Raw genomic sequence first — 24,131 nt, 5'->3', positions numbered from 1 at the left:
CCGCTATGACAGATGCGCAAAGACCTTCCTCTCCGCCATAGCCCTCGCCGCAACCGTCATCTTCTGGCTTTGACGATCAATGAGTCTGGAGCCTAGGGGGCGGGAGAAACAGCTGTCAATGAGATGTTGGCCGGATAAAACACATTCGGTTTGATCGAAGGCAAATTTGGGAACAAGTGCAGGGGAAAGAAAGAAAGTACAGGACGGCGAGAATTTCACGATTTTCAGCCAAGGGGGGCAGGGCATTTTGAAGAATTTCGGGTAATTCCCCGACAAGTTCCGCGATCATCGCGATGACGGCGGCCTTCGCTGCGCGAGGGGCGGGCGCCGATCGGGCCGACAGCGGAGCCATGCTGCGAGAGGCCCGAAGAAGAATAGCCTGGGACGGCATGGCAGAGAGACGTGGGGCCGCAGCGTTTGAGGACCGGCATCTTTTGTTGTGGGCGGGGCGCTTGGCTTGCCGTCCCTCTTTCGGACTGCTGGCGAATGTGTCGGGGCGAGAAAAATTCTGGCCGGGCCGCGCGCCGCCGGACAGTGACCTGACGGTCGCGCGTGCCGGCGCATCGGTGGACCCCAAGTGTCGCGCTCCTGATCGGATATTGCCATTCGAGAGAATCGATAAATGCACGTGGAGACACATTTCCAGGGTCTGCATTTTGATTCTTGGCGGGCGCCGGAGAGGCGAGAGGCTTCGGACAAGGCAGCCGGTTCTCGCTCCCCGGGACGACACCCTTCGACTGCGGGCGCCGGAATTGAGTCGCTTCTCGCAAGAGAATTTCGCGATGAGTTGCGGCAGTCGTTCGCTCGATGTCGTGAATGGCGCGAATTTACAGCAAGGATATGCCTTTACTGCTTTTGGTTGCAGAAAACAGGAATATAATTCCTGAGGGAAATCGCACGTTCGACCGTCCATGCCATAGGAGCGTCTGATCTACGGGTTCGGCTGCGCCGAGATGGCGGTCTGATCGCTGCGGGGACCTTGGCTCGGGACTTTCACGGACCCTTTCGCGATGTCTTGGCCCGCCGTGTTGGCGGTTTTGCAGAATTCGGACGGACTCGTCCCCACGGCATCCGCCGTCGTCGGACCAGGAACAGGTTGCCAGGCGCGAACAGCGTGAAGAGCTGAGCGCGGTTTTTTGACCGGTCCCCGATCGCGGGTCTTTACGTGGCCGAACTGCCGCCTGGGCCTGCGCAGCATTCGGGCACATGTGCCGGGAACGGGGCGCAGAGCCTCCTGGCCGTTTCGGGATATGTCGGCGCGGCCCGTCAGGCGCCGCGCCGATCTGCGGTTTGCATCCTCTGCGCAAACGATTATTCACGGGAAGAACCAACCAATCCGGCGGGGCCCATGTCCGTTTCGATGCTGTCCACCTTCGTCAAGCCGATGCATCCCGAAGGGCGCCGTTTCGTCGCCATCGCGGCGGGGCTGACGGTTCTTCTGTTCCTGATCTGGGCGCCTCTGGGCTGGATCGGCCTCGGGCTGACGGTCTGGGTCTACTATTTTTTCCGCGACCCCGAACGGGTGACGCCCCTGCGGCCGGGGCTGATGGTCTCGCCCGCCGACGGGATCGTGTCGCTGCTGGAGCCTGCCGTGCCGCCCGCCGAGCTGGGTCTGGGCGCGGCGCCGATGACCCGGGTTTCGGTCTTCATGTCGGTCTTCAACTGCCATGTGAACCGCATGCCCGCGGCGGGACGGGTGACCAAGGTCGCCTACCGGCCCGGCAAGTTTCTGAACGCCTCGCTCGACAAGGCGTCCGAGGATAACGAGCGCAACGGGCTGGCGGTCGAGCTGCCCGACGGGCGCCTCTATGGCGTCGTGCAGATCGCAGGCCTGGTGGCGCGGCGCATCCTGTGCTGGACCGCCGAGGGCCAGAGCCTTGCCACCGGCGAGCGTTTCGGCCTGATCCGTTTCGGCTCGCGGCTCGATATCTACCTGCCCCAGGGCGTCGAGCCGCTGGTCGCCATCGGCCAGACCATGGTGGCGGGCGAGACCGTCATCGCCGATCTTGGCGCCTGAGCGCACGGAGGGCTGACGATGAAGAAGTTCATCCGCCGCGACCCGCAGCACCGCGACCAGGTGCCGTTCCTGCAGCTTCTGCCCAATCTGGTGACGCTGTCGGGCATGTGCCTGGGGCTGACCTCGATCCGCTTCGCCATGGACGGGCGCTATGACGGGGCGGCGCTGCTGATCCTGCTGGCGGCGCTGATGGACGGGCTCGACGGGCTTCTGGCGCGGCGCCTGAACGCCACCTCGAATTTCGGGGCCGAGCTCGATTCCCTGTCGGATTTCCTTTGCTTCGGCGTTGCGCCCGGGCTTCTGGTCTATCGCTACTTCCTCGAGCCCTCGAACAATTTCGGCTGGATCTTCGTGCTGGTCTTCGCCGCCGCCTGCTGTCTGCGGCTGGCCCGCTTCAACGTGATGCGCGACGAGAACGAGGCCGAGACCAGCCATCACTTCCTCGGGGTGCCCGCCCCGGCAGGCGCGATGCTGGGTCTTTTGCCGCTGTTTCTGGCGCTGTCGGGCATCGCCGATCTGCGCGCCACGCCGCATCTGGTGGCTTTCTGGATCGGGCTGGTGGGGCTGTTGATGATTTCGCGGATCAAGACCTTCTCGCCCAAGGCGATGCGAATCCCGCGCGCGCTGGTCGGGCTGATGATGTTCGCGACGGTGGCGGCGGTCGGGCTGATGTTCACCCGCATCTGGCTTTTGCTGGTCACGCTCGACCTGATCTATCTGGCGATGCTGGTCCATGGCGCTCTGAAGGCGCGCCGACAGGGCCCGGTCTGACCCCTTCCGGTTCTGTCAAGGTCCGGTCCCGGCCGCGGTCGCCCCGCGGCCGTTTCTTTTTCACGCCGTCGCTGCACAGCGGCCGCGTTTTCGGCAGCGCACCGCACGAGCGGTGCAAAGGCCCCTTTTCCTCGGTTCCGAAAGTTGATAGAAACGCTCAGGTACGCGACGCATGCTTGCGCGCCGCCTCAACCGCCACTTGTCAGGCCCCAGCTCGTCGCCCGGTCCCCTGCCCGATCAAGACAGAAACGCGCGATGACTCTGCCTGCCGATTTCCCCCATCCACACCGGGTTTTCCCGGACCGGTCAGCGCCCGAGCCCGGGCGCGCGACGCTCTGCCTGTCTGGCACCGGGGCCGGGACCAGAGCCGGGACCGGGACCGGAGACGGGGGCAGGGGACGGGAAGAAGGGCCGGAGCCGCGCGGCAGAATCCGCAACGCAATGGAGGGACAGAATGGAGCGAGCCAACGCCCGCACGATCATGGGGACCGGAACCGTCAGCCCGTCGGGGAGGGCGCCGCGATGACCCTGGTCCAGGCGATCCGCCACAGCAGCGGCGAAAGCAATCAACACGATGCGCGGATTCTGACCGGCGGCGGCAATACCGCGGTGATCGTGCTCGACGGCGTGGCCTACACGCTGCGGATCACCCGGTCGGGCAAGCTGATCCTGACCAAGTGAGCGGTCGGCGGCGGCGGCCCCCGCGCGGCCGCCGACCTGCCCCGGACGGCGTCCGCGGCGGGACACGCTGCATCGCAGCATTGTCACTTTACATATTTGCAAGCCAGGCATAACGCTGGGGACATTCGGGCCCCCTATCTTGGGGACAAGATCCGTTCCGGAGCCGTCCCGAAGCCCCCGATGCCCCGCCCCTTGGCAGGGGCGACGCGGCCGCGGGACTGGCACCGTCCAGTCCGCAGAAGGAGCCGCGTCATGGCCGACAGACCTCCCGCAATCGAGCAATCCGTTCCGTTGTTCTGGCCGATGGCCGCGGTCCTGGGCTGGCAGCAGGCCGGTTATCAGGCGATGGCCGACGGGCTTCGCTTCGTGCAGGAAGCCGCCGAGATCTCGGCCCCGCCCGAGCCCGACTGGGCCAGCCCGAACGAGGTTCTGCTCGATCTCGACACCATGCGGCTGCGCGATTTCGGGGGCAGTGGCACCGGGCTTCCGGTGATCATTGACGCGCCCTATGCGGGCCATTCCGCCACCATCGCCGATTTCGCGCCGGGGCAAAGCCTGGCCGCGACGCTTCTGGCCTCCGGGCTTGGGCGTGTATTGGTCACCGACTGGAAACCGGCCACGCCCGAGATGCGCGACTTCGACATCGACAAGTATCTGGCCGAGATCAACGTCGCCATCGACGAGGTCGGCGGCCGCGCGATTCTGGTCGGGCTGTGTCAGGGGGGCTGGATGTCGGCGATGGTCGCCGCCCGCTTTCCCTCGAAGGTGGCGGCGCTGGTGCTGGCGGGGTCGCCCATCGACACCGATGCGGGCGACGGGCCGATCCGCCGGATGGCGCATGACACGCCGCTTGCGGCCTATCAGAAGATGGTGGCGGCCCATGACGGCCGGATGTCGGGCAGCCTGATGCTGACCGGCTGGAAGAACATGCATGCGGAAAAACAGTATCTGGGCAAGTTCCTCGACCTGTACGCCCATATCGAGGACCGCAACTATATCGAGCGGACCGAGACCTTCGAACGCTGGTACGAAAACCCGCTGGACCTGCCGGGGCGCTATTACCTTCAGGCCATCGACCTGCTGTTCAAGCAGAACCTCTTCGCCAGGGGCGAATTCACGGGCCTCGGGCGGCGGTTGTCGCTGAAGGACGTGACCTGCCCGGCCTATCTGCTGGCGGGCGAAAGCGACGATATCACCACCCGCGAGCAGGTCTTCGCCGCAGAGGACCTTCTGGGCACGCCGAAGGCGCAGATCCGCAAGCTGCTGGCCAAGGGCGGGCATATCGGGCTGTTCATGGGGCGGCACACCTTGACGGATGTCTGGCCGGGCATCGCGGAGTGGATCGGGGAACAGGGAGGCAAGTGATGGACGCACAGGACCAGCCAGCGGGCGAGACGCTGCCCCCCACCGACCCGCAAAAGGGGCTGAGCACGGCCGAGGCCGCGGCCCGGCTGGGCCGGTTCGGCCCGAACACGCTGGCCGAGGAACACCGGAGCCTGTTCAAGCGGATCTTCGGATATTTCTGGGGGCCGATCCCCTGGCTGATCGAGATCGCGGCGATCCTGTCGCTGATCCTGTCCGACTGGGCCGATTTCGGCGTGATCCTCGCCATGCTGCTGGTCAATGCGGGCGTCGGCTTCTTCGAGGAGAACAAGGCCGATTCAGCCATCGCCCTGCTCAAGCAGAAGCTGGCCCCCGCCGCCCGGGTGCTGCGTGACGGCCGTTGGCAGGAGATCGCCGCGAAGGACCTGGTGCCGGGCGATCTGGTGCGGCTCGAGATCGGCAATATCGTCCCGGCCGACCTGCGCCTGACCGAGGGGCAGTATCTTTCCGTCGACGAGGCGGCGCTGACGGGCGAATCGCTGCCGGTCGACAAGGCGGTCGGCGACACCGCCTATTCGGGCTCGGTCGTGCGGCTGGGCGAGATGGTGGGCGAGGTCACCGCGACCGGCATGAGCACCTATTTCGGCCGCACCGCGGCGCTGGTGCAGGGCCCCGAGCGGCCCTCGCATTTCCAGCAGGCGGTGATGCGGATCGGGAACTTCCTGATCGTCGCCGCGCTGGTGCTGGTCACGATCATCCTGATCGTTTCGATCTGGCGCGAAAATCCGCTGTGGCAGACCGTGCAATTCGCGCTGATCCTGACGGTTGCCGCCATTCCGGTGGCTTTGCCCACGGTGCTGTCGGTGACGATGGCGGTGGGCGCCGAGCGGCTGGCGCGGATGAAGGCCATCGTCTCGCGGCTGGTTTCCATCGAGGAAATGGCGGGCGTCGATGTGCTGTGTTCCGACAAGACCGGCACGCTGACCCTGAACCAGCTGACGGTCGAAACCCCGCGCCCGGCGGCGGGCGCGACCGGCGACGATCTGCTGCTGGCCGCGGCGCTTGCCTGCAATGCCAATGCGCCCGACGCCATCGACCAGGCGGTGCTGGCCGCCGCCGACGGGATCGAGGCGCGGCGCGACTACAAGCTTTCGACCTTCACGCCCTTCGATCCGGTCTCGAAACGGACGCTGGCCGAGGCCCGGTGCGGCGACGAGACCTGGCGCTTTGCCAAGGGTGCGCCGCAGGTGATCCTCGATCTTGCGGGGCTGGAGGGTGCTGCGCGGACCGCGCTCGAGGCCGAGGTCGATGCCCTGGCGGCCCAGGGGTTCCGCGCCATCGGTGCGGCCCGGGCCGAGGGCGAGGGGGCATGGCAGTTTCTCGGGCTGATTCCGATCTTCGATCCGCCCCGGCCCGATGCGGCCGAGACCATCGCCAAGGCTGGCGAGATGGGCGTCACCGTCAAGATGATCACCGGCGATCACGAGGCAATCGCCCGCCAGATCGCGGGGCAGCTCGGGCTCGGGCAGGCGATGTACCCGGCGGGCCAGTTGCTGGAGGGCGATCCCGCCGAGGTCGAGGCGCGGGTGCGCACGGCCGACGGCTTTGCCCGGGTCCTGCCCGAACACAAGTTCCGCATCGTCGAGGTGCTGCAGCAGGGCGGCAGCATCGTCGCGATGACCGGCGACGGGGTGAATGACGCCCCCGCCCTGAAGCGCGCCGATGCCGGGATCGCGGTCAGCGGGGCGACCGATGCCGCGCGCGCCGCGGCCGATCTGGTGCTGACCGGAACGGGCCTGTCGATCATCACCGAGGCCATCGCCGAGGCCCGCCGTATCTTCGAACGCATGACCAGCTACGCCACCTTCCGCATTGCCGAGACGATCCGGGTGCTGCTGTTCATGGCGCTGGCGATCCTGGCCTATGACGTCTATCCGGTCACCGCGATCATGATCGTGCTGCTGGCCGTGCTGAACGATTTCCCGATCATGATGATCGCCTTCGACAATGTCGCGGTGTCGCCCAAACCCGTCCGCTGGGACATGCGCCGCGTCATCACCATCGCCTCGACGCTGGGTGTGATGGGCGTGGCCGAGACCTTCCTGCTGTTCTGGTATGTCGACAGTGTGCTGCATCTGCCGCGCGAGACGATCCAGACGCTGATCTTCCTGAAGCTTCTCGTCTCGGGCCACATGACGCTTTACGTCACCCGCAACCAGAACTGGTTCTGGACCCGGCCCTGGCCCGACTGGAAGCTCTTCGCGACCACCGAGGCGACCCAGGTCATCGGCACGCTGATCGCGGTCTATGGCGTGCTCGTCACCCCCATCGGCTGGACCGCGGCGCTTCTGGTCTGGGCCTATTGCCTGGCCTGGCTGCCCGTCGAGGGCGCCATCGCCATGGCCGTGCGGCGGCTCTATGCCGCGCGCCGGGCGGCGGCGGCCTGACGGAGGGGGCGTCCTCAGTCTGCGTCGGCGAGGATGCCCGAGTCGATCAGCCCGTCGATCTCGGCCTCCGACAGGCCCCAGTCGCACAGCGCGTCCGGGCTGGGGCGACTGGCATCTGCGGGGCCGAGCGCGATCCGCCCCGGAGTTCGGCCGAAACGCGGCGCGGGGGCGGGCTGCACCACGGCATCGATGGTCTCGAAGAGGCCCCGCGCCCGGGCCTGGGCCGATCCCGGCGCCTCGGCAAGGTCGAGAACCGGCGTCACGCAGCCGTCGCTGCCGTCGAAAAGCGCCGCCCAGTGATCGCGCGGCTGGCTGGCGAAGATCGCCTCGAGTTTGCCTGTGCAATAGGCCTCGTCCTCGGCCCGGCCGGACAGAAAGCGCGGCTCTTCGGTCAGCCCCAGCCGGTCCAGCAGGACCTTGCGAAAGGCGGGCTCGATCGCCGCCACCACCACCGCCTTGCCATCGGCGCAGATGTAGGTCCGATAGCAATGCCGCCCGCCATCCAGCATGTTGCCGCCCGGGGGCGCCTCATGCAGGCCAAGCGCGGCCATCCCCGAAACCATTGCGTAAAGGCTGGCCGACCCGTCAAGGATGCTGGCATCGACCACCTGTCCCTCGCCGCAGCGCCAGCCATTCATCACGGCCGCCAGACAGCCCACCACGGCAAAAAGCGCGCCGCCGCCCATGTCGCCCATCAGGGGCGGCATGCCCTTCGGCACCCGCCCGTCCTGGCCGAAAAGTGACAGCGCGCCCGAAAGCCCGGTGAAGTTCATGTCATGTCCGGCCATCCCGGCCATCGGCCCGTCCTGCCCCCAGCCGGTCATCCGCACATAGGCGAGCGCAGGATTGGCCGCGAGGCAGGGCTCGGGGCCAAGGCCCAGCCGTTCCATCGCGCCGGGCCGGAAGCCCTCGATCAGCGCGTCGGCCTCGGCGATCAGGCGCAGCACCAGCGCCCGCCCGGCCTCGGCCTTGAGATCGACCCGGACATGGGGGCGCGAGCGATAGGTCACCGCGGCGCGCCCGGCCGCGGCCGGGTCGAGCGCCGGATCGGGCGCGGGATAGCCGCCGGGCCGGTCGATGCGGATCACCTGCGCGCCCAGATCGGCCAGGATCATGGCGGCATAGGGGGCGGGGCCAAGCCCCGTCATCTCGACGACGCGCAGCCCGGTCAGCGGCCCCGCGCGCTCGGTCGTGGCGGCGGGCTCGGGGCAGGGGCGATAGGGCATCGGGGCGTCTCCGGGCGATTGGCGTCGCCCATCGGCTTAGCGCAGATCGGCCACCCGGGACAGGTGTGCGGTTCGGGCGTGCAGGCGCGAGGCCCGAGGGATCGGCCGGTCCGGGTCCGACAGGGCAGGCCGCGACCGGCAGAGACGACGCCCGGCAGCTGAACAGGAACCGATCGCGGCAGGCCCCTGCGCATCAGCATACCGCAGAATCGGCCTGCCGGATAGGGACGGTCCATCGGGACTTGCCAAAGCCCGCCGGACTTGGTCTGACCACGGGGGGGGAACCATCTGGACAGGAGACCGCCGTGACCGGGAAACGCGCGCGCGAGGGCTATGTATCGAAGGCCGGGCTTGAGGTCGCGGCCGAGCTGGCCGCCTTCATCGAAGAGGCGGCCCTGCCGGGCACCGGGGTCGCGCCCGACCGGTTCTGGGAGGGGCTGGCCGGGCTCGTCCATGACCTGACGCCCAGAAACCGGGCGCTGCTGGAGACGCGCGACAGGTTGCAGGTGCAGATCGACGCCTGGCATCAGGCCCGGCGCGGTGCGCCGCACGATCACGAGGCCTACAAGGCCTTTCTGGAAGAGATCGGCTATCTGCTGCCCGAGGGCGCGGAGTTCGAGATCGGGACCGAGGGGCTCGACCCCGAGATCGCCTCGGTGCCGGGGCCGCAGCTGGTGGTGCCGATCACCAATGCGCGTTATGCGCTGAACGCGGCCAATGCGCGCTGGGGCAGCCTTTACGACGCGCTTTACGGGACCGACGCGATGGGCGGTCCGATCCCCGCCGGGGGCTATGACCGAGGCCGCGGCGCGCGCGTCGTGGCCCGGGCGCGGGTCTTTCTGGACGAGGCCTTTCCGGTCTCGGGCACCAGCCATGCCGATGCCCGGCGCTATCATGTCCAGGGCGGCGCGCTGCTGATCGACGATCATCCGCTGGAAGATCCGTCGAAATTCGTGGGCTATCGCGGCCATCCGCGGGCGCCGGACGCGGTTCTGCTGAAGAACAACAACCTGCATGTTCAGCTGGTCTTCGACCGCACCCATCCGGTCGGTGCCCGCGATCAGGCGGGGCTTGCGGACATGCGGCTGGAAAGTGCCGTTTCGGCGATCATGGATTGCGAGGATTCGGTCGCCTGCGTCGATGCCGCCGACAAGACCGTCGCCTATCGCAACTGGCTGGGGCTGATGCGGGGCGATCTGTCGACCGATTTCGTCAAGGGCGGCGAGCGGCTGACCCGGGAGCTGTCGCCCGATCTGGATTTCATCGCGCCCGACGGCAGCCCGCTTGCGGTCAAGGGCCGGGCGCTGATGCTGGTGCGCAATGTCGGCCATCTGATGACCAATCCCGCGATCCGCGACGGCGCGGGCCAGGAGATCTTCGAGGGGCTGATGGACGCGGCCGTCACCACGCTGATCGCGATGCATGACCTGAAAAAGACCGACGGCGCGCGGAACTCGGTCGCGGGCTCGATCTACGTGGTCAAGCCCAAGATGCACGGCCCCGACGAGGTCGCCTTCGCCGACGAGACCTTCACCCGCGTCGAAGAGATGCTGGGCCTGCCGCGCTATACCGTGAAGCTCGGCATCATGGACGAGGAGCGCCGCACCTCGGTCAATCTCAAGGCGTGCATCCGCGCGGCGAAGCACCGGGTGGCCTTCATCAATACGGGCTTCCTCGACCGCACCGGGGACGAGATCCATACCTCGATGGAGGCCGGACCCTTCAGCCGCAAGGACTTCATCAAGCGCAAGTCCTGGATCACCGCCTATGAGAACCTCAATGTCGATATCGGGCTCGAATGCGGCCTGTCGGGCAAGGCCCAGATCGGCAAGGGCATGTGGGCGATGCCCGACCGGATGGCGGCGATGCTGTCCACGAAGATCGAACACCCGAAGGCGGGCGCCACCTGCGCCTGGGTGCCGTCGCCCACCGCCGCGACGCTGCATGCGCTGCATTATCACCAGGTCGATGTCTTCGCGGTGCAGGCGAGCCTGAAGGCGGGCGGGCGGCGGGCCCATGTCGACGGCATCCTCGACATTCCGCTGGCCACCTTCCGCAAATGGCCGCGGCCCCAGATCGTCCGCGAGGTCGAGAACAACGCCCAAGGCATCCTCGGCTATGTGGTGCGCTGGATCGACCAGGGCGTGGGCTGTTCCAAGGTGCCCGACATCAACGATATCGGCCTGATGGAAGACCGCGCCACATGCCGGATTTCGGCCCAGCATATCGCCAACTGGCTGCACCACGGGGTCGTGACCGAGGCCGAGGTGGCCGACGTGATGCGCCGCATGGCCGAGGTGGTCGACCGCCAGAACGCGGGCGACCCGGCCTACCGGCCGATGGCGCCCGATTTCGACGGCGTGGCCTTCCGCGCGGCCTGCGATCTGGTCTTCAAGGGCCGCATCCAGCCCTCGGGCTATACCGAGCCGGTGCTGCATGCCCGGCGGCTGGAACGGAAGGCCGAGATCGCGGGGGCATAGGCCCGGGGTTCAGGCGGCGTAGCGGGTCGCGCCGGCACGGATCTGTTCGCTGAGCTCGATCAGCGCCTCCAGCCGCGCGCGGATGTCGGCATGGAAGGTCTCGAGCTGGTCGATGGTGGCGGCAAGACCCTCGCCGCCAGCCGCGAGGCGCCCGCATTCGACCCGCCCCATGACCCGGATCGAGTCGAGCCCAAGCACCACGCGGCGCAGGTCGCGGCTGGTCTGGGACATGGTCGCCGCGGCGGCCAGCGCCTCGTGCAGATCGGCCCGCGCCTTGGCGGTGCAGCGCGCCTGAATCGCGCCCAGCAGTGCCAGTTCCTCGTCCCGGTCGGCCGGGCCGAGCGGCTCCTGCTCGCCGCGGAACTGGCGCAGCAGGTCGCTTTGGACCTCGGCCGCGGCCAGCATGAAGACGGCATCGCCCACGACCCGGGCCAGGCGGTCGCAAAGATTGCCGTCCTGACCGGCAAAGCTGCGAAGCTGTTCGATGATCTCGGCCGACGCGACCTTGTAATTGTCTGAAATCGCGGTGATCGGTCCCCCGACCGGTTCCAGCCGGGCGGCGAAGATCCGCATGTTGGTGGGGATGGATTGCAGCGCCTCGAAGGTCTGGATCAGCGCGCCCTGTTCCCGGGTCGCGGCGGTCAGGCTGGCAATCACCTTGTCGAGCGCCGCCAGGCGGGTGCCGCCATCGCTGCCGACAGAGGCGCGCTGGGCAAGCTCCTGCCCCAGCGCCTGGGCCATGAATTCCTCGTAGCTCGGGAAACCCAGCGCATTCAGCCGCTCGAGCAGCAGCGCGGCGCTGTCTTCGGGGCTGAGCTTGTCGGCCAGTTCGCGGGCGCGCAGCGCGCGGTACTCGGCCTGGACGGCCGGGAACAGCGGCCCTGACGGCTTGATCCGAACGGAAAGATACCCGTCGTCCATCGGCATGACCACGGCGAAGACCCAGTAATAGCGTCCGTCCTTCGCCAGGTTCTTGACATAGGCGCCGATCGGCCGCCCCGACTGGATCGTCTGCCACAAGAGCCAGAAGACCGCGCGCGGCATGTCCGGGTGGCGGATGATGCGATGCGGTGCGCCGATCAGTCCCGGCCAGTCATGGCCGGAGATCCTCTTGAACACCGCGTTACCTGCGCGAATGACCCCCCGCGAATCCGTGCGGGAGTAGAAGATCTCCTGTAGTGCGAACGGCACTTCGCCCGTCTCGGGCTGGTCGCCCTGACCGACGCCGGGATGCGCCATGACGCCTCCGTAAACTCATACAAACACGGGACTTTCTTGTCGTGAGCTCAGGGCTATCAGTCGAATCTTAATGAAAACTTTCCGGGCTTTTCGTGACGTAGGGTCACTTGAGGGGGCAGGGGGGCGTGCCACGGGACGAAGCGGGAACATCGCGTTCCGACCCGTCCGGGCGGACCAATGCCGCCTGCACGCGCGCGACTCGGCAGGCCGCGCTGGCCCGGCGAACGCGGCGTCGCCGGGCGGACCTATTGGCAGCAGAGGGGCTGTTACGCCGCGCCCTGAGCGGTCACGCGGTCGACGACCGCTTGCAGCCGGGCGAGCGTGACATCGGTATCGGCGAGCTTGTCGAGCCCGAAGAGCCCGATCCGGAAGGTGCGGAAGTCGGACCCCTCGCCGACCTGCAGCGGCGTGCCCGAGGCGATCTGCATGCCCTCGGCGCGGAACCGTGCACCCGACTGAATTTCGGGATCGTCGGTATAGCAGACCACGACGCCCGGCGCGGCAAAGCCCGGCGCCGCGACCGAGGCGAAGCCGCGCGCGGCCAGCATCTCGCGGACCTTGCGGCCCAGCTCGGCCTGCGCCGCCTTGGCGGCCGCAAAGCCCATCTCGCGGGTCTCGGCCATGGCGTCGCGCAGCCCCAGCAGCGCGTCCGTCGGCATGGTGGTGTGATAGGCATGCCCGCCGTCTTCATAGGCCTTCATGATCGCCCGCCATTTCTTCAGGTCCATGGCGAAGGAGTTGGACGCCGTGTCGGCCAGCCGGTCGGCGGCGCGGGCCGACAGCATGACCATCCCGGCCGAGGGCGAGGCCGACCAGCCCTTCTGCGGGGCCGAGATCAGCACGTCGACGCCGGTTGCCTGCATGTCGACCCAGATGCAGCCCGAGGCGATGCAGTCCAGAACCATCAACGCGCCGACCTCATGGGCGGCCGCGGCCATGGCGGCGATGTAGTCGTCGGGCAGGATGATCCCGGCCGAGGTCTCGACATGGGGGGCGAAGACCACATCGGGGCGGGTCTCGCGGATCTTCGCGGTCACGTCCTCGATGGGCGCGGGCGCGAAGGGGGCCTTCGGGGCATTGCCCGCGGGGCGGGCCATCAGCACCGCGGTTTCCCCGGCAAAGCCGCCCGCCTCGAAGATCTGGGTCCAGCGGTAGGAGAACCAGCCGTTCCGGACGATCAGAGCGCGGCGTCCGGTGGCGAACTGGCGGGCGACGGCCTCCATCGCGAAGGTGCCGCCGCCGGGCACCAGCGCCACCTCGGCCGCGCCATAGACCTCGCGCAGCATCTCCGAGATGTCGCGCATGGCGGTCTGGAACCTGGCTGACATGTGGTTCAGCGAGCGGTCGGTGAAAACGACGGAAAACTCGCTCAGGCCGTCGGGATCGACATCGGGACGCAAGCCGGGCATCGGGCAGGACTCCTATGCAATTTTGCCACAGCACTAGGCTGTTGGGCGACGGGATGCCAGCGAAAACCGGGGCCTCGGCTCAGCCCGCCAGCGCCAGCGCGGCCCCGCCTGCCGCCCCCAGCAGGACGACCGCCCAGGATGGCGCGCGCCAGAGCGTCAGGGCCAGAAAGCCTGCCAGCCCGAGCGCGAAATGGCGCAGATCGGTGATCCCGCCGGTGAAAAGCGGATCGTAAAGGGCCGCGCCCAGCACACCGACGACGGCCGCGTTCGCCCCCTGCATGGCCGATTGCGCCCGGGTCCGGCGGCGGAGGGCGTCCCAGAAGGGCAGGACGCCGATCAGGATCAGGAAGCCCGGCAGGAACAGCGCGGCAAGTGCCAGCGTTGCGCCGACAAGACCGTTCGGGGCGGGACCGAGGACCGCGCCGAGATAGGCCGCGAAGGTGAAAAGCGGCCCCGGCACCGCCTGTGCCGCGCCATAACCCGCCAGAAAGGCGTCATGGCCGACCCAGCCCGGGGCGACGGTGCCGGCCTCCAGCAGCGGCAGGACCACATGGCCGCCGCCGAACACCAGCGCCCCGGCCCGGTAGAAGCTGTCGGCGACCGCCAGAGGCTGGGCGAGGCCCGCCAGCAGCGGCAAGCCGCAAAGAAGACCGGCAAAAAGCGCAAGAGCTGTCGCCCCCTGGCGTGGGGTGACCCGGCCGGAAACCGGGATGCCCGTGCCGGGGGCGCCCCGGCCAAGTCCAAGCCCCGCCAGCGCGCCAAGGGCGATAGCCGCGACCATGCCGCCCGCGCCGGGCAGGGCCGCCAGAACCGCGACCGCCCCCAGTGCGATGGCCGCGCGGGACCGGTCGGGGCACAGGGTGCGGCTCATGCCCCAGACCGCCTGCGCGACGATGGCGACCGCCACCGTCTTCAGTCCGTCAAGCGCGCCCTGACCAAGCGGGCCGCTGACATGCGCCGCGGTCATCGCGAAGCCGAAGAGGATCAGCGCCGAGGGCAGGGTGAACCCCGCGAAGGCCGCCAGCGCCCCGGCCCAGCCCGCGCGCCTCAGGCCGAGCGCGAAGCCGACCTGGCTTGAGGCGGGGCCGGGCAGGAACTGGCACAGCGCCACCAGATCGGCATAGGCCGCATCGCCCAGCCAGCCGCGCCGCGCCACGAATTCCTCGCGGAAATAACCCAGATGCGCGATGGGGCCGCCGAAAGAGGTCAGCCCCAGCCGCAGGAAGACCGCGAAGACCTCGGCGGCGCTGCCCCGGCCCGGTGGTGTCGTCTTGGTCATGGCCACCGGTCCTCCGCACCTTGCGATGCGGCCGTCCTGACGCCGGACTGTGACGCTGGCGTGACGGCGGGGGTCAGCTCAGCCCCGTTTCGATGGCCAGCCGGATCAGTTCGGTGGTGTTGCGCAGGCCGAGCTTGCGCTTGAGCTGCGAGCTGGTGTTCGCCGCGGTCTTGTAGCTGATGCAGAGCGCATCGGCGATCGACTGCAGATCCTCGCCCCGGCCGAGCAGCCGCAGCACCTGATGCTCGCGTTCGGTCAGCGCGCTCAGCGGATCGGACTTGCCGCCGATCTTCATCGAGGCGACCGAGACAGCCAGCCTGTGCGGCAGGAAGATCTCGCCCCGTTCAAGCGTGCGCACCGCCTCGAGGAAATCCTCGGGTGCCGAGTTCTTCGACAGATAGCCGCGCGCCCCGGCCTCCAGCGCCTTGACCGCGAAGACCGCCTGTTCGTTCATCGTGAAAACCAGAATGCTGGCGCCCGGCGCGCGGGACAGCAGCGGCCCGATCATGTTCAGCCCGCCGGGGCCGGGCATGCCGAGGTCAAGCACGATCAGACCGGGCCGACAGGTTTCGGCCAGCCGGCAGGCGATGCGGTCGTTCAGCGCCTCGAGGATCTCGTCATAGCCCAGATCGCGCAACAACTGGCCGCAGCCGATATGGGTCACGGGGTGATCGTCGACGATCAGCGCGGATCGCGTCATCGGGCAGGCTCGGGTTCGACGCGCGCGGCCGAGCGTCGGGTTGTCAGCGGCAGGATCGCCGAAAGCCGGGTCCCCCCGGCCTGGCGGCGCCCCAGGTCCAGCGTTCCGCCCAGCGCCCGCACCCGGTCGCGCATCGCGGTCAGGCCACGGCCCTCGGCCGCGCGCTCGGGCAGGCCGATGCCGTCGTCCTCGACGGTCAGGTACAGCACCTCGATCCGGCCGGGCAATTCGTGCGGTTGCAGCTCGACCCGGACCCGGCGCGGGCGGCCATGGCGCAGCGCGTTGGTCACGCCCTCCTGCACGAAGCGATAGGCGGTCAGGTCGACGATTTCCTCGGTCTCGGGCAGGCGGTCGGGCAGGGCGATGTCCCATTTGATCCCGGTATGGGTGCTCTGGAACCCGTCGATCATGTCGCCCAGCGCCTCGACCAGCGGCAACTGGCCCACCGTCATCGGCCGGAGCGTGGTCAGCAGCCGGGTATTCGCGGTCTGGATCTGGTCGACGATGGCCGTCACGGTCCGGGCGTCGCGCAGCAGCGTGTCGTCGCCGCTTTTCAGGGCTGCGCGGGCGATGGCGCCCGCCTTGACCTTGAGACCGAAAAGGCAGGGACCGAATTCGTCATGCAGTTCCATCGCGATGGCGCGGCGCTCGGCGTCGCTCAGCGCGACGATCTTGCGGGCCAGCGCGGCGCGGTCGGCCTCGCTGGTCTCGAGGCTGCAGGCCAGGGCGTTGAAGCCGCCCACCAGCGGCTGGAAATCGGGACCGGGCACCCCCGAGATCCGGGTCGTCAGCGCGCCACCCCTCAGCGCGCCAAGGCCCCGGTTCAGCGTGTCGAGGGGGCCGAGCGCCCGGCGGATCAGCACCACCAGCGCGACGACCGTCACCCCGAAGCCGATCCCCAGCGCCCAGAGCAGTGCGGCGGCGTCTTCCCAGACCTCGTCGATTTCGTCCTTCGGCGCGGTGGTGATCGAGACGAAGCCGTAATCGGCTCCGTCGGCCAGAACTGGCAGCCGGGTCTCGCGCCCCGCCGGTGTCACCAGATTGCTGAACCAGCGGGGGGCCGCGCGCGCGGCAGGGTCGGCGCCGCGCCGGTCGCGGACCCCGGCCCGGGTGACCGGAAGCGCGCCGGTCCGGGCGTCAAAGATGGCTATCCGCACATGGCGTGGCTCGACCAGCGTCTCGGACAGTCCGGCCAGAACCTGATCCGGCGGCAGGCTGCGCAGGGCCGCCCCCACGGCCGCGATCACCTGCGCCCGCGCCCCGGATTCCGCGGCCGACATTTCCAGATCGACCGACCGGCGCGCGTTGTGAAGCAGAACGGTTGCCGCCAGCCCAAGCGCTGCCAGCTGCATCAGACCCACACAGAGCACGACCTGCCAGCGCAGGTGCAGCCGATCCACCATCCGCATACCTCTCCGTTCGCCCCAGAATAACCGGTCGATTCGCATCGGTCGATTGCCCAAAGGTCGAACGGGACGGCCGGGGCGGGAACGACCGGTGGCGGCATTGCCGAATCTTCCCGGCCAGAAAGGGGAGGAACGGCGGCGTCCGGCCATGCTAGCCAGACGGAGGAGGAGATGAGGGGGGAACGGATGGCGGTTGCACCAGGAGGTTGGTCTTGCCTCTTTGACCTGTGCCTGCGGTGGCGGGGCGTCCTTTGCGCCCTGCTGACCGCAGCGGCGACACTCCCTGCCGCCGCTCAGGAGGTGCGCACCGCCGTTCTGAGGATCGAGTACCCCTCTCTCCTCCCGCTGTCCCGCATCGACCTGCCGGTGCCCGATCTGGGGCTCGCGGGCGCGCAGCTGGCGACCCAGGACAACACCACGACCGGCGGATTTCTGGGGCAAAGCTACGACACGGTGGCACTGAGTGTGCCGCCCGAGGACGCCCAGGAGGCGTTTCGCGGGGGGCTCGATCGCGGCATCCGGCTTTTCGTGGTGATGGCACGCACGCCCGAACTGCTGGCGCTGGCCGATGCGGCGCCGCCTGATGCGCTGCTTTTCAACGCGACGGACGGCGACCGGGCGCTTCGCAGCGAGGAGTGCCGGGCCAACCTCTTGCATGTGGCCCCCAGCGACGCGATGCGGGCCGATGCGCTGACCCAGTTCCTGGTCTGGAAGAAGTGGACCGACTGGGCGCTGATCGAGGGCTCGAACCCGGCCGACCGGGCGCTGGCCGAGGCCTATCGCGCCTCTGCCGCCAAGTTCGGGGCCGAAATCGTCGCGGAAAGGGTCTTCGAGGATACCGGCGGCTCGCGGGTGTCGGATTCGGGCCATGTGCTGGTGCAGCGGCAATTGCCGGTCTTTACCCAGGACCTGCCTGCCCATGACGTCGTGCTGGCCGCCGACGCGACCGATTACTTCGCGGGCTACCTGCCTTATAACCTGTGGTCGCCCGCGCCGGTCGCGGGATCGGCGGGGCTGCGCCCCCTGACCTGGGCGCCGACGCATGAGTCCTGGGGCGCGACCCAGATGCAGAGCCGGTTCGAAAAGCTCGCGGGCCGACCGATGCGCGAGGAAGACTACCAGACCTGGCTGGCGCTTCGGGTGATCGGCGAGGCCGTGACCCGCACCGGCTCGGCCGATCCGGGCAAGATCCGCGCCTATGCGCTGGGCGACGATTTCGCGCTGGCGGCCTTCAAGGGCCAGCCGGTGAGCTTCCGCCCCTGGAACGGCCAGCTGCGCCAGCCGATCCTGCTGGCGACGGGGCGGATGACGGTCAGCGTCTCGCCGCAGGAAGGCTTCCTGCATCAGGTGACGTCGCTCGACACGCTGGGGCTCGACCGGCCCGAATCCGCCTGCACCGCCTTCGATCAATGAGGATGCCGATGTTTCGCGCCGCTCTTCTGGCTGCCGCGCCGGTTGCGGCCACCGCCCTGCCTGCCGCCGCGGGCAATGTCTTCGTGACCAACGAGAAGGGCAACACCGTCAGCGTTTTCGACAGCGCGACCTGGAAGGTGATCGCCGAGTTTCCCGCGGGCAACCGGCCGCGCGGCATCACCATCGCCCCCGATGGCAGCGAACTTTACGTCTGTGCCTCGGATGACGATCTGGTGCGGGTCTTCGATCCCCGGACCTTCGAGGAGATGCACACACTGCCATCGGGCCCCGACCCCGAACTGTTCGTGCTGCACCCCTCGGGCAACCCGCTTTACATCGCCAACGAGGACGACAACCTGGTGACCGTGGTCGATACCGAAACCCATGCCGTGCTGGCCGAGGTGCCCGTGGGGGTCGAGCCCGAGGGGATGGCGATCAGCCCCGACGCCCGCGTGGTGATCAACACCTCGGAAACCACCAACATGGCGCATTTCATCGACGCCGAAACCTACGAGATCGTCCATAACGTGCTGGTCGACCAGCGCCCGCGCTTTGCCGCCTTCACCGAGGACGGCACCAAGCTTTACGTCAGCGCCGAGATCGGCGGCACGGTCAGCGTGATCGACATGACCGCCGAGCCGCCCGCCATCGTCCGCAAGATCGGCTTCGAGGTGCCGGGCGTGCTGCCCGAATGGTTGCAGCCGGTGGGCATCGCCATCACCTCGGACGCCGCGCGGGTCTTCGTGGCGCTGGGGCCTGCCAACCGGGTCGCGGTGATCGACGGGGCGACCGACGAGGTGGTGGACTATCTTCTGGTGGGCCAGCGCGTCTGGCAGATGGCCTTCACCCCCGACCAGAGCCATCTGATCACCACCAACGGCAATTCCAACGACGTCTCGATCATTGACGTGGCCGCATTGGACGTGATCCGGTCGGTGCAGGTCGGCCAGCAGCCCTGGGGGGTGGCGGTCGCACCGGACTGACAGGGAAGAAGATCAGGACAGGGAGGAACAGACTTGAGACCCATCGCCTTCGCGCTGGCCGTGCTGGCCGCGACGCCGGTCGCGGCCCCCGGCTTCGCCGCGCCGCTTTGCGACCAGTTCGGCTTTGCCGGGCTTCTTGCCAAATGCAACCGCGGCGCGCCGATCGAGCTGACGCTGGCCTCGGGCCAGCCGCTGTATGCGGGCGACGGCCCGGTCGAGCTGCAGTCGGGCGCCTATTACGAATTGCACGTGACCGCCGACGGCTCGGCCGAACTGGCCTTGCAGGGGCCCGATTTCTTTCGCGCGATCTGGATGAACGAGATCGTCATCGCGGATATCGAGGTGCGGCCGATGGCCATCGACAGCCTTGAATTCGACGCCGCCGGAACCGTCCGGCTGTCCTTCGTCGCGATCAAGCCGGGCAGCTACGAGCTGAAGATCCCCGGCAGCAGCGGCGACAGCCAGCGCGTCGTCCTTGCCATCCGTTGACACTGAGGAGACCCCGATGATCAGACCGCTTGTTCTTGCCGCCCTGCTGGTCCCCGCCGCGCTGACCCCGGCGCTCGCCGACGAGGCCGTCCCGGCCGAGACCGCCGAGCGGATCATGGCAATGCTGACCGACATGCAATGCGAGATGGACCCCGCCGATATCGAGGCCGAGGACAACGGCGGCTTCGAGCTTGACGATGTGTTCTGCGCGGATGGGCAGTACGACATCGACCTGAACGCCGATCTCGAGATCACCGAGCGCCGCAAGGAGTGACGTGACGAGTGCCCGGTGTTCCGGCGCGACGGTGAGGCGCCCGGCCCTCTGGCCGGGCGTTTCCGCGTCTAGCGGAGCCGCGCCAGAAGCGCGGGCGAGGGGATGCCGCTGACCGGCAGCCCTTGGCGCGCCTGGTAGCTCCGGATCGCCTCCTCGGTCTTCGGGCCGATCACCCCGTCGGTGCCTTCGGTGTCGAACCCGGCGGCGGTCAGGCGCCGTTGCAGATCCTTGCGGTCTTCCAGCGTCATGCCGGTCGCATCGGGCGGGAAGGCTTTCGACAGAGGCGGGCCGCCCGCCAGCCGGTCGGACAGATGGCCGATGCCGATGCCGTAAGTGACCGCGTTGTTGTAGCGCAGGATCACCTCGAAATTGGGAAACAGCGCAAAGGCCGGACCTTGCCGCCCGGCCGGGGCCAGGATCGCGGTGGCGCCCGCGCGGGGCAGCGGTCGGCCATCAGCCCGCGTCACGCCCAGGGCCGACCAGGCGCTGGCCTCCTGCGTCCGCCCACGCCCGGTCCGGGCCAGGTCGAGCGTTTCGGGCAGGCGCACCTCGGTCCCCCAGGGCTGGCCGTGGTGCCAGCCCGACCGCTGCAGATAGGCGGCGGTCGAGGCCAGCGCGTCGGTCGGGTCCTCCGACCAGATGTCGCGCCGCCCGTCGCCGTCGAAATCGACCGCATAGGCCAGATACGAGGTCGGGATGAACTGCGTGTGACCCATCGCGCCCGCCCAGCTGCCGGTCATCCGGGCGGGGGTGATGTCGCCCCGGTCGAGGATCTTCAGCGCGGCGATCAGCTGCCCCTCGAAGAACCGGCCCCGGCGCCCGTCGAAGGCCAGCGTCGCCAGCGCCGAGACCACGGGAATGTCGCCGCGCCGCGCGCCATAGCGGCTTTCGAGCCCCCAGATCGCGGCCACCACCGGCGCCTCGACGCCATAGCGCGCCTCGATCGCGGCAAGACGTCGGGCATGGCGGGCCAGCATGGCCCGGCCGGTCGCGACCCGCTCGTCCGAGGCGGCGATGGCCAGGTAATCCTCGAGGCTGCGGGTGAATTCGGTCTGGTTGCGGTCCTTCTCGATCACCTCGGGCAGAAAGCCCGCGCGACCCAGCGCCCGGTCGAGCGTGGCCGCTGAAATGCCCGCCGCCGCCGCCCGCGGCCGAAAGCTGCGGCGCCAGGCGTCGAAGGCGGGATTGGCGACCGCGCGGGGCGCCGTTCCGGGGCCGGGGCCAACATTGCAGGCCGAAAGGGCCATGGCGGCGAGGCCCAGCAAAAACGGGCGTCTTGCGATGGTCATGGTCCGGGCCTCCCGCGCGGTGCGTTCCTGTTTGCCTCTGGATAGCCGGGCCGCAGGGCCGCGCCTAGATGTTCGGTCCCGGCATCTCGTGGATCGGGTTCAAGATGAATCTGTCCGGCTCTGATGTCCGGATCCTGCAGATGTATTCGCAGGGCGTGAGCCCGTCGATGGTCTTGAGGCGGCGCGCGAAGTTGTAAGCTGCCATCAAGTCCGCGAGGTGGGGGCGGAGCTGGTCGTGGCTGTCGTGATGGTCCCGATTGACGTTCAGCGGGAAGACGCGCCACTGGCGCCTCGCCTGATCCGCTTCACCCTCCCTGATCGTGCGGTGCATCCGTTCGACCTGTCCGCCGCCCGGGAAAAACAGTCCCCCCGGACTGTTTTCCGATCCTCCGAACTCCAGGGATAGTTGGGGTTGGCCGGGACCGGGCCTGCCGGGCGAGAGCCCGCCGAGTGCCGGTCCGGGAGCCGACCTTCGGAAAAAACCGGGCCGGCGCGTAGGAAGGGCGCGCGGCCTGCGTATTGGAAGGTATCGACGCAATCGAAGGAGACCCCGATGCGATCCCTGACCCTGGCGGCGGTCTGTGCCGCAGGCCTTGCCGCCCCGGCCCTGGCGCAATCCGATCTGCTGGCCGCTTACGACCGGAACGGCGATGGCGCCCTGTCGCGTACCGAGTTCGAAACGCTGCAGAAAGAGGCTTTTGCCCGGCTTGACGGCAATGGCGATGGCCGGCTCGACGCGGCCGAGCTGTCTGGCGCGGACAAGGGCCGTGGCGACGGCGGCCGGGCGATGAGCCGCGACACCAATGGCGACGGCGTTGTCACCGAGGCCGAGTTCGTGGCCGCCGGTCGCGCCTTCGGCAAGCTCGACCGCAATGGCGACGGCGTGCTGTCCGGCGACGAACTGGCCCGCCTGACCCGGGCGCTGTCGCGCGGCCGCGGTTGATCCCCGACTGACCGGAAAGGAGACATCCCATGCGATCCCTGACCCTTGTTCTTGCCCTGACCCTGCCGCTTGGCGTGGCGCTGCCCGCGCTTGGCCAAAGCGTCACTGTGACGGGCGCCAATGGCGCTACCCTCAGCAAGGACCGCACCTGTCTGCGCGGCAATGGCGCGGCCAATTGCGAAACAACCACAACCGCGACCGGGGCGAACGGACAGACCGGCTCGAAGACCCGGTTCCGGACCTCCGAGCCTGGAAGCTCGACCACCACGGTCGATCGGACCGGGCCGAACGGTCAGACCCGCGGCCAGTCCCGCACCGTGACCGTGTCGCGGTAGGGGTGGCGTTCCGGTGCGGCGCGATCCGCCGCATCGGGGGCCGGTGGCAGCCGGGCATGGACCCGCGGCAGGACGAGGCAGAGGCGCTGATGGCGGCGCTGGCCCGGGGCGAGCGCGGCGCGCTGGCCCGGCTGGTGACGCTGTTCGGACCGGGGCTCCGGCGCTATGCCGCGCAGGCGCTGACGGTCGGATCGGAGGCGGAAGACGTGACCCAGGAGGTGTTCCTGCGGGCCTGGCACCGCGCCGGGCTGTACGATCCGGGCCGGGGCAGCGTCGCGGCCTGGCTGTACCGGATCGCGCTGCGGATCTGCATCGACCGCAACCGGCGCGGCCGGTTCCGGCGGTTCGTCGGGATCGACGCCGTCGCCGAACCCGAGGACGAGGCACCGGGCGCCGAGGCCACGGTCGCGGCGCGCCAGCGTCTGGCCCGGGTTCGGGCCGCGATCCGGGCGCTGCCCGCGCGCCAGCGCCAGGCCATCCTGCTGCGTGCCGCGGGGGAGCTCGGCACCGCCGAAATCGCGCGGACGCTCGGCATCAGCGCCGGGGCGGCCGAACAGCTTCTGGTACGGGCCCGCGCCGCGTTGCGGGCGACAGTCGACAGGGAGGACCACAGATGACCCGCAATCCCGAACGCCCCGAGGCCGAACCGGCCCGCCCGGACCCTGCCCGGTTCGACAGCGATCTGGCCCGGCTTCTGGCCCGGCCGGAGGACGAGGACACCGCCGAGCTGTCGCGCGCGGTGCTGAGCCGGCTGGCCGAGCCCCCGGCCCGGGGGCCGGGCGCGGGCGAGGTGCTGTCCGAGCCGCTGCCCTGGGCGGCGGGCTTCGGCGGGCTGTTGCTGGCGGCGGCAGCTCTGGGATATGCGCTGCTGCCCGGGGCCAGCGGCGAAGAGCTGATCCTCTGGGCGCTGCTCGGCGATCTTTCGGCCGGGATCGGAGGGTTCTGATGGCAAGAGTTCGGGGCATGTCCGCCGGACGGGTCGCGCTGGTCGCGGTACTGGCGCTGTCGCTTCTGGGCAATGCCGTGGCGCTGGGTGGGGCGCTGAAACTGCAGCGGGTCAAGACGGCACTGCTGGGCGAGGCCGCGGCTGCGCAAAGCGTGGTCTTCCCGGCCGAGATCCGCCGCGACCTGCGCCGCGCGCTGGAGGCGCGGCGCGACCGGATCGACCCGGCGCTTGCGGCGGCGGTGGCGGCGCGGGCCGAGGTCGTGGCGCGGGGCGCGGCCGAGCCCTTCGACCGCGCCGCGACCGAAGAGGCGATGCGCGGCTTTCGCCGCGACCTCAATGCGCTGCTCGATCTGACCCAGGAAACGGTGCTCGACGCGCTTGGCGCGCGGGCATCCGGCGCGCCCCTGAACTGAGCGCGGCGCGGCGGTCCCCCCTCCGCCGCGCCGCACGCCAGGGGCGAAGAAGGCGGTGCCGGAGCGCA

22 protein-coding genes and 1 pseudogene are annotated in these 24,131 nt (G+C 69.0%); 15 read left to right on the top strand and 8 right to left on the bottom strand.

Annotation, left to right across the window (positions count from 1 at the left end; translation table 11 throughout):
- The first annotated feature begins 1,348 nt into the window (after positions 1 to 1,348).
- The 5 genes from EV657_RS15740 (at position 1,349) to EV657_RS15720 (ending at position 7,239) form a co-directional block, all read left to right on the top strand.
- A complete protein-coding gene (locus EV657_RS15740) occupies positions 1,349 to 2,017 on the top strand; it encodes a phosphatidylserine decarboxylase (RefSeq protein WP_134078791.1) in 669 nt (222 codons plus the stop codon).
- Positions 2,018 to 2,035: 18 nt separating this feature from the next.
- Positions 2,036 to 2,788: a CDP-diacylglycerol--serine O-phosphatidyltransferase gene (pssA, locus tag EV657_RS15735; protein ID WP_075786721.1), complete on the top strand. Its 753-nt coding sequence runs from the start codon at positions 2,036 to 2,038 to the stop codon at positions 2,786 to 2,788.
- Positions 2,789 to 3,310: 522 nt separating this feature from the next.
- Positions 3,311 to 3,469 carry a hemin uptake protein HemP gene (gene hemP, locus EV657_RS15730; protein ID WP_075786720.1) on the top strand — a complete coding sequence of 53 codons (159 nt, stop codon included), beginning with the start codon at positions 3,311 to 3,313 and terminating at the stop codon, positions 3,467 to 3,469.
- Positions 3,470 to 3,721: 252 nt separating this feature from the next.
- Entirely contained in the window at positions 3,722 to 4,834 is a 1,113-nt protein-coding gene (locus EV657_RS15725) for an alpha/beta fold hydrolase (protein WP_134078789.1), read from the top strand.
- Positions 4,834 to 7,239 (top strand): plasma-membrane proton-efflux P-type ATPase, encoded by a 2,406-nt coding sequence (locus tag EV657_RS15720; protein WP_134078788.1) that lies wholly within the window; start codon positions 4,834 to 4,836, stop codon positions 7,237 to 7,239. Before EV657_RS15725 ends, EV657_RS15720 begins: the two co-directional genes overlap by 1 nt.
- A 14-nt stretch (positions 7,240 to 7,253) precedes the next feature.
- Here EV657_RS15720 and EV657_RS15715 read toward each other — a convergent pair whose 3' ends face one another.
- Positions 7,254 to 8,465, bottom strand: a complete 1,212-nt coding sequence (locus tag EV657_RS15715) for a CaiB/BaiF CoA transferase family protein (protein WP_134078786.1) — start codon at positions 8,463 to 8,465, stop codon at positions 7,254 to 7,256.
- A 305-nt stretch (positions 8,466 to 8,770) separates the two neighbouring features.
- Here EV657_RS15715 and EV657_RS15710 point away from each other — a divergent pair, with 305 nt between their 5' ends.
- Positions 8,771 to 10,945, top strand: coding sequence for a malate synthase G (locus EV657_RS15710; protein WP_134078785.1), 2,175 nt, complete (start codon positions 8,771 to 8,773; stop codon positions 10,943 to 10,945).
- Positions 10,946 to 10,954: 9 nt separating this feature from the next.
- Here the strand turns inward: EV657_RS15710 and EV657_RS22560 are convergent, their stop codons facing one another.
- From EV657_RS22560 to EV657_RS22555, 5 genes are all read right to left on the bottom strand, one after another.
- On the bottom strand, positions 10,955 to 12,184 hold the full coding sequence (locus tag EV657_RS22560) for a PAS domain-containing protein (RefSeq protein ID WP_075786715.1): 1,230 nt from the start codon (positions 12,182 to 12,184) through the stop codon (positions 10,955 to 10,957).
- Between the two features lie 266 nt (positions 12,185 to 12,450).
- On the bottom strand, positions 12,451 to 13,593 hold the full coding sequence (locus tag EV657_RS15700; RefSeq protein ID WP_113670712.1) for an aminotransferase class V-fold PLP-dependent enzyme: 1,143 nt from the start codon (positions 13,591 to 13,593) through the stop codon (positions 12,451 to 12,453).
- A gap of 79 nt (positions 13,594 to 13,672) precedes the next feature.
- A complete protein-coding gene (chrA, locus tag EV657_RS15695; protein WP_134078783.1) occupies positions 13,673 to 14,872 on the bottom strand; it encodes a chromate efflux transporter in 1,200 nt (399 codons plus the stop codon).
- A 73-nt stretch (positions 14,873 to 14,945) separates the two neighbouring features.
- Positions 14,946 to 15,572: a response regulator gene (locus EV657_RS15690; RefSeq protein WP_075786712.1), complete on the bottom strand. Its 627-nt coding sequence runs from the start codon at positions 15,570 to 15,572 to the stop codon at positions 14,946 to 14,948.
- Positions 15,569 to 16,975, bottom strand: a complete 1,407-nt coding sequence (locus tag EV657_RS22555) for an ATP-binding protein (protein ID WP_134078781.1) — start codon at positions 16,973 to 16,975, stop codon at positions 15,569 to 15,571. Before EV657_RS22555 ends, EV657_RS15690 begins: the two co-directional genes overlap by 4 nt.
- Positions 16,976 to 17,278: 303 nt before the next feature.
- Here EV657_RS22555 and EV657_RS15680 point away from each other — a divergent pair, with 303 nt between their 5' ends.
- Genes EV657_RS15680 through EV657_RS15665 form a run of 4 tightly spaced genes read left to right on the top strand, consistent with a single transcriptional unit; the run spans position 17,279 to position 20,137 of the window.
- Entirely contained in the window at positions 17,279 to 18,391 is a 1,113-nt protein-coding gene (locus tag EV657_RS15680) for an ABC transporter substrate-binding protein (protein WP_243628114.1), read from the top strand.
- Positions 18,392 to 18,399: 8 nt separating this feature from the next.
- Positions 18,400 to 19,374 (top strand): YVTN family beta-propeller repeat protein, encoded by a 975-nt coding sequence (locus tag EV657_RS15675; protein ID WP_134078780.1) that lies wholly within the window; start codon positions 18,400 to 18,402, stop codon positions 19,372 to 19,374.
- A 42-nt stretch (positions 19,375 to 19,416) separates the two neighbouring features.
- Positions 19,417 to 19,863 (top strand): cupredoxin domain-containing protein, encoded by a 447-nt coding sequence (locus EV657_RS15670; RefSeq protein ID WP_113670804.1) that lies wholly within the window; start codon positions 19,417 to 19,419, stop codon positions 19,861 to 19,863.
- A gap of 16 nt (positions 19,864 to 19,879) precedes the next feature.
- Positions 19,880 to 20,137, top strand: coding sequence for a PepSY domain-containing protein (locus EV657_RS15665; RefSeq protein WP_134078778.1), 258 nt, complete (start codon positions 19,880 to 19,882; stop codon positions 20,135 to 20,137).
- A gap of 68 nt (positions 20,138 to 20,205) precedes the next feature.
- Here EV657_RS15665 and EV657_RS15660 read toward each other — a convergent pair whose 3' ends face one another.
- Positions 20,206 to 21,426 (bottom strand): lytic murein transglycosylase, encoded by a 1,221-nt coding sequence (locus tag EV657_RS15660; RefSeq protein WP_134078776.1) that lies wholly within the window; start codon positions 21,424 to 21,426, stop codon positions 20,206 to 20,208.
- Between the two features lie 64 nt (positions 21,427 to 21,490).
- A pseudogene (locus EV657_RS15655) lies at positions 21,491 to 21,667 on the bottom strand (IS481 family transposase); the annotation flags it as partial.
- Between the two features lie 312 nt (positions 21,668 to 21,979).
- On the opposite strand from EV657_RS15655, the gene EV657_RS15650 reads away from it, so the two are divergent.
- The 5 genes from EV657_RS15650 to EV657_RS15630 are packed head-to-tail and all read left to right on the top strand — an operon-like array spanning position 21,980 to position 24,063.
- Positions 21,980 to 22,369, top strand: coding sequence for an EF-hand domain-containing protein (locus EV657_RS15650; protein ID WP_134078774.1), 390 nt, complete (start codon positions 21,980 to 21,982; stop codon positions 22,367 to 22,369).
- A gap of 29 nt (positions 22,370 to 22,398) precedes the next feature.
- Positions 22,399 to 22,704, top strand: a complete 306-nt coding sequence (locus EV657_RS15645) for a hypothetical protein (protein ID WP_075786706.1) — start codon at positions 22,399 to 22,401, stop codon at positions 22,702 to 22,704.
- 56 nt (positions 22,705 to 22,760) lie between these two features.
- The gene (locus EV657_RS15640; protein WP_134078773.1) at positions 22,761 to 23,321 is read left to right on the top strand and encodes an RNA polymerase sigma factor; all 561 of its coding nucleotides are present in this window, start codon (positions 22,761 to 22,763) and stop codon (positions 23,319 to 23,321) included.
- Positions 23,318 to 23,650 carry a hypothetical protein gene (locus tag EV657_RS15635; protein WP_134078771.1) on the top strand — a complete coding sequence of 111 codons (333 nt, stop codon included), beginning with the start codon at positions 23,318 to 23,320 and terminating at the stop codon, positions 23,648 to 23,650. Before EV657_RS15640 ends, EV657_RS15635 begins: the two co-directional genes overlap by 4 nt.
- Positions 23,650 to 24,063: a hypothetical protein gene (locus tag EV657_RS15630; protein ID WP_165828186.1), complete on the top strand. Its 414-nt coding sequence runs from the start codon at positions 23,650 to 23,652 to the stop codon at positions 24,061 to 24,063. The genes EV657_RS15635 and EV657_RS15630 overlap by 1 nt, the downstream gene beginning before the upstream one ends.
- Positions 24,064 to 24,131 lie beyond the last annotated feature (68 nt).

Origin of the sequence: Rhodovulum visakhapatnamense (assembly GCF_004365965.1) — a bacterium.
In the GTDB taxonomy this organism is placed as follows: domain Bacteria; phylum Pseudomonadota; class Alphaproteobacteria; order Rhodobacterales; family Rhodobacteraceae; genus Rhodovulum; species Rhodovulum visakhapatnamense.
The sequence above is the reverse complement of the archived record's forward strand: the minus strand, read 5'-3'. Positions and strand labels throughout refer to the sequence as shown.

Coding starts and splice junctions, on each gene's coding strand:
- EV657_RS15665 (WP_134078778.1), top strand. CDS start 19,880: ATGATCAGACCGCTTGTTCTTGCCGCCCTGCTGGTCCCCGCCGCGCTG.
- EV657_RS15650 (WP_134078774.1), top strand. CDS start 21,980: ATGCGATCCCTGACCCTGGCGGCGGTCTGTGCCGCAGGCCTTGCCGCC.
- EV657_RS15635 (WP_134078771.1), top strand. CDS start 23,318: ATGACCCGCAATCCCGAACGCCCCGAGGCCGAACCGGCCCGCCCGGAC.
- EV657_RS15725 (WP_134078789.1), top strand. CDS start 3,722: ATGGCCGACAGACCTCCCGCAATCGAGCAATCCGTTCCGTTGTTCTGG.
- EV657_RS15645 (WP_075786706.1), top strand. CDS start 22,399: ATGCGATCCCTGACCCTTGTTCTTGCCCTGACCCTGCCGCTTGGCGTG.
- EV657_RS22555 (WP_134078781.1), bottom strand. CDS start 16,975: ATGGTGGATCGGCTGCACCTGCGCTGGCAGGTCGTGCTCTGTGTGGGT.
- EV657_RS22560 (WP_075786715.1), bottom strand. CDS start 12,184: ATGGCGCATCCCGGCGTCGGTCAGGGCGACCAGCCCGAGACGGGCGAA.
- EV657_RS15720 (WP_134078788.1), top strand. CDS start 4,834: ATGGACGCACAGGACCAGCCAGCGGGCGAGACGCTGCCCCCCACCGAC.
- EV657_RS15700 (WP_113670712.1), bottom strand. CDS start 13,593: ATGCCCGGCTTGCGTCCCGATGTCGATCCCGACGGCCTGAGCGAGTTT.
- chrA (WP_134078783.1), bottom strand. CDS start 14,872: ATGACCAAGACGACACCACCGGGCCGGGGCAGCGCCGCCGAGGTCTTC.
- EV657_RS15715 (WP_134078786.1), bottom strand. CDS start 8,465: ATGCCCTATCGCCCCTGCCCCGAGCCCGCCGCCACGACCGAGCGCGCG.
- EV657_RS15630 (WP_165828186.1), top strand. CDS start 23,650: ATGGCAAGAGTTCGGGGCATGTCCGCCGGACGGGTCGCGCTGGTCGCG.
- EV657_RS15640 (WP_134078773.1), top strand. CDS start 22,761: ATGGACCCGCGGCAGGACGAGGCAGAGGCGCTGATGGCGGCGCTGGCC.
- hemP (WP_075786720.1), top strand. CDS start 3,311: ATGACCCTGGTCCAGGCGATCCGCCACAGCAGCGGCGAAAGCAATCAA.
- EV657_RS15675 (WP_134078780.1), top strand. CDS start 18,400: ATGTTTCGCGCCGCTCTTCTGGCTGCCGCGCCGGTTGCGGCCACCGCC.
- EV657_RS15660 (WP_134078776.1), bottom strand. CDS start 21,426: ATGACCATCGCAAGACGCCCGTTTTTGCTGGGCCTCGCCGCCATGGCC.
- pssA (WP_075786721.1), top strand. CDS start 2,036: ATGAAGAAGTTCATCCGCCGCGACCCGCAGCACCGCGACCAGGTGCCG.
- EV657_RS15690 (WP_075786712.1), bottom strand. CDS start 15,572: ATGACGCGATCCGCGCTGATCGTCGACGATCACCCCGTGACCCATATC.
- EV657_RS15740 (WP_134078791.1), top strand. CDS start 1,349: ATGTCCGTTTCGATGCTGTCCACCTTCGTCAAGCCGATGCATCCCGAA.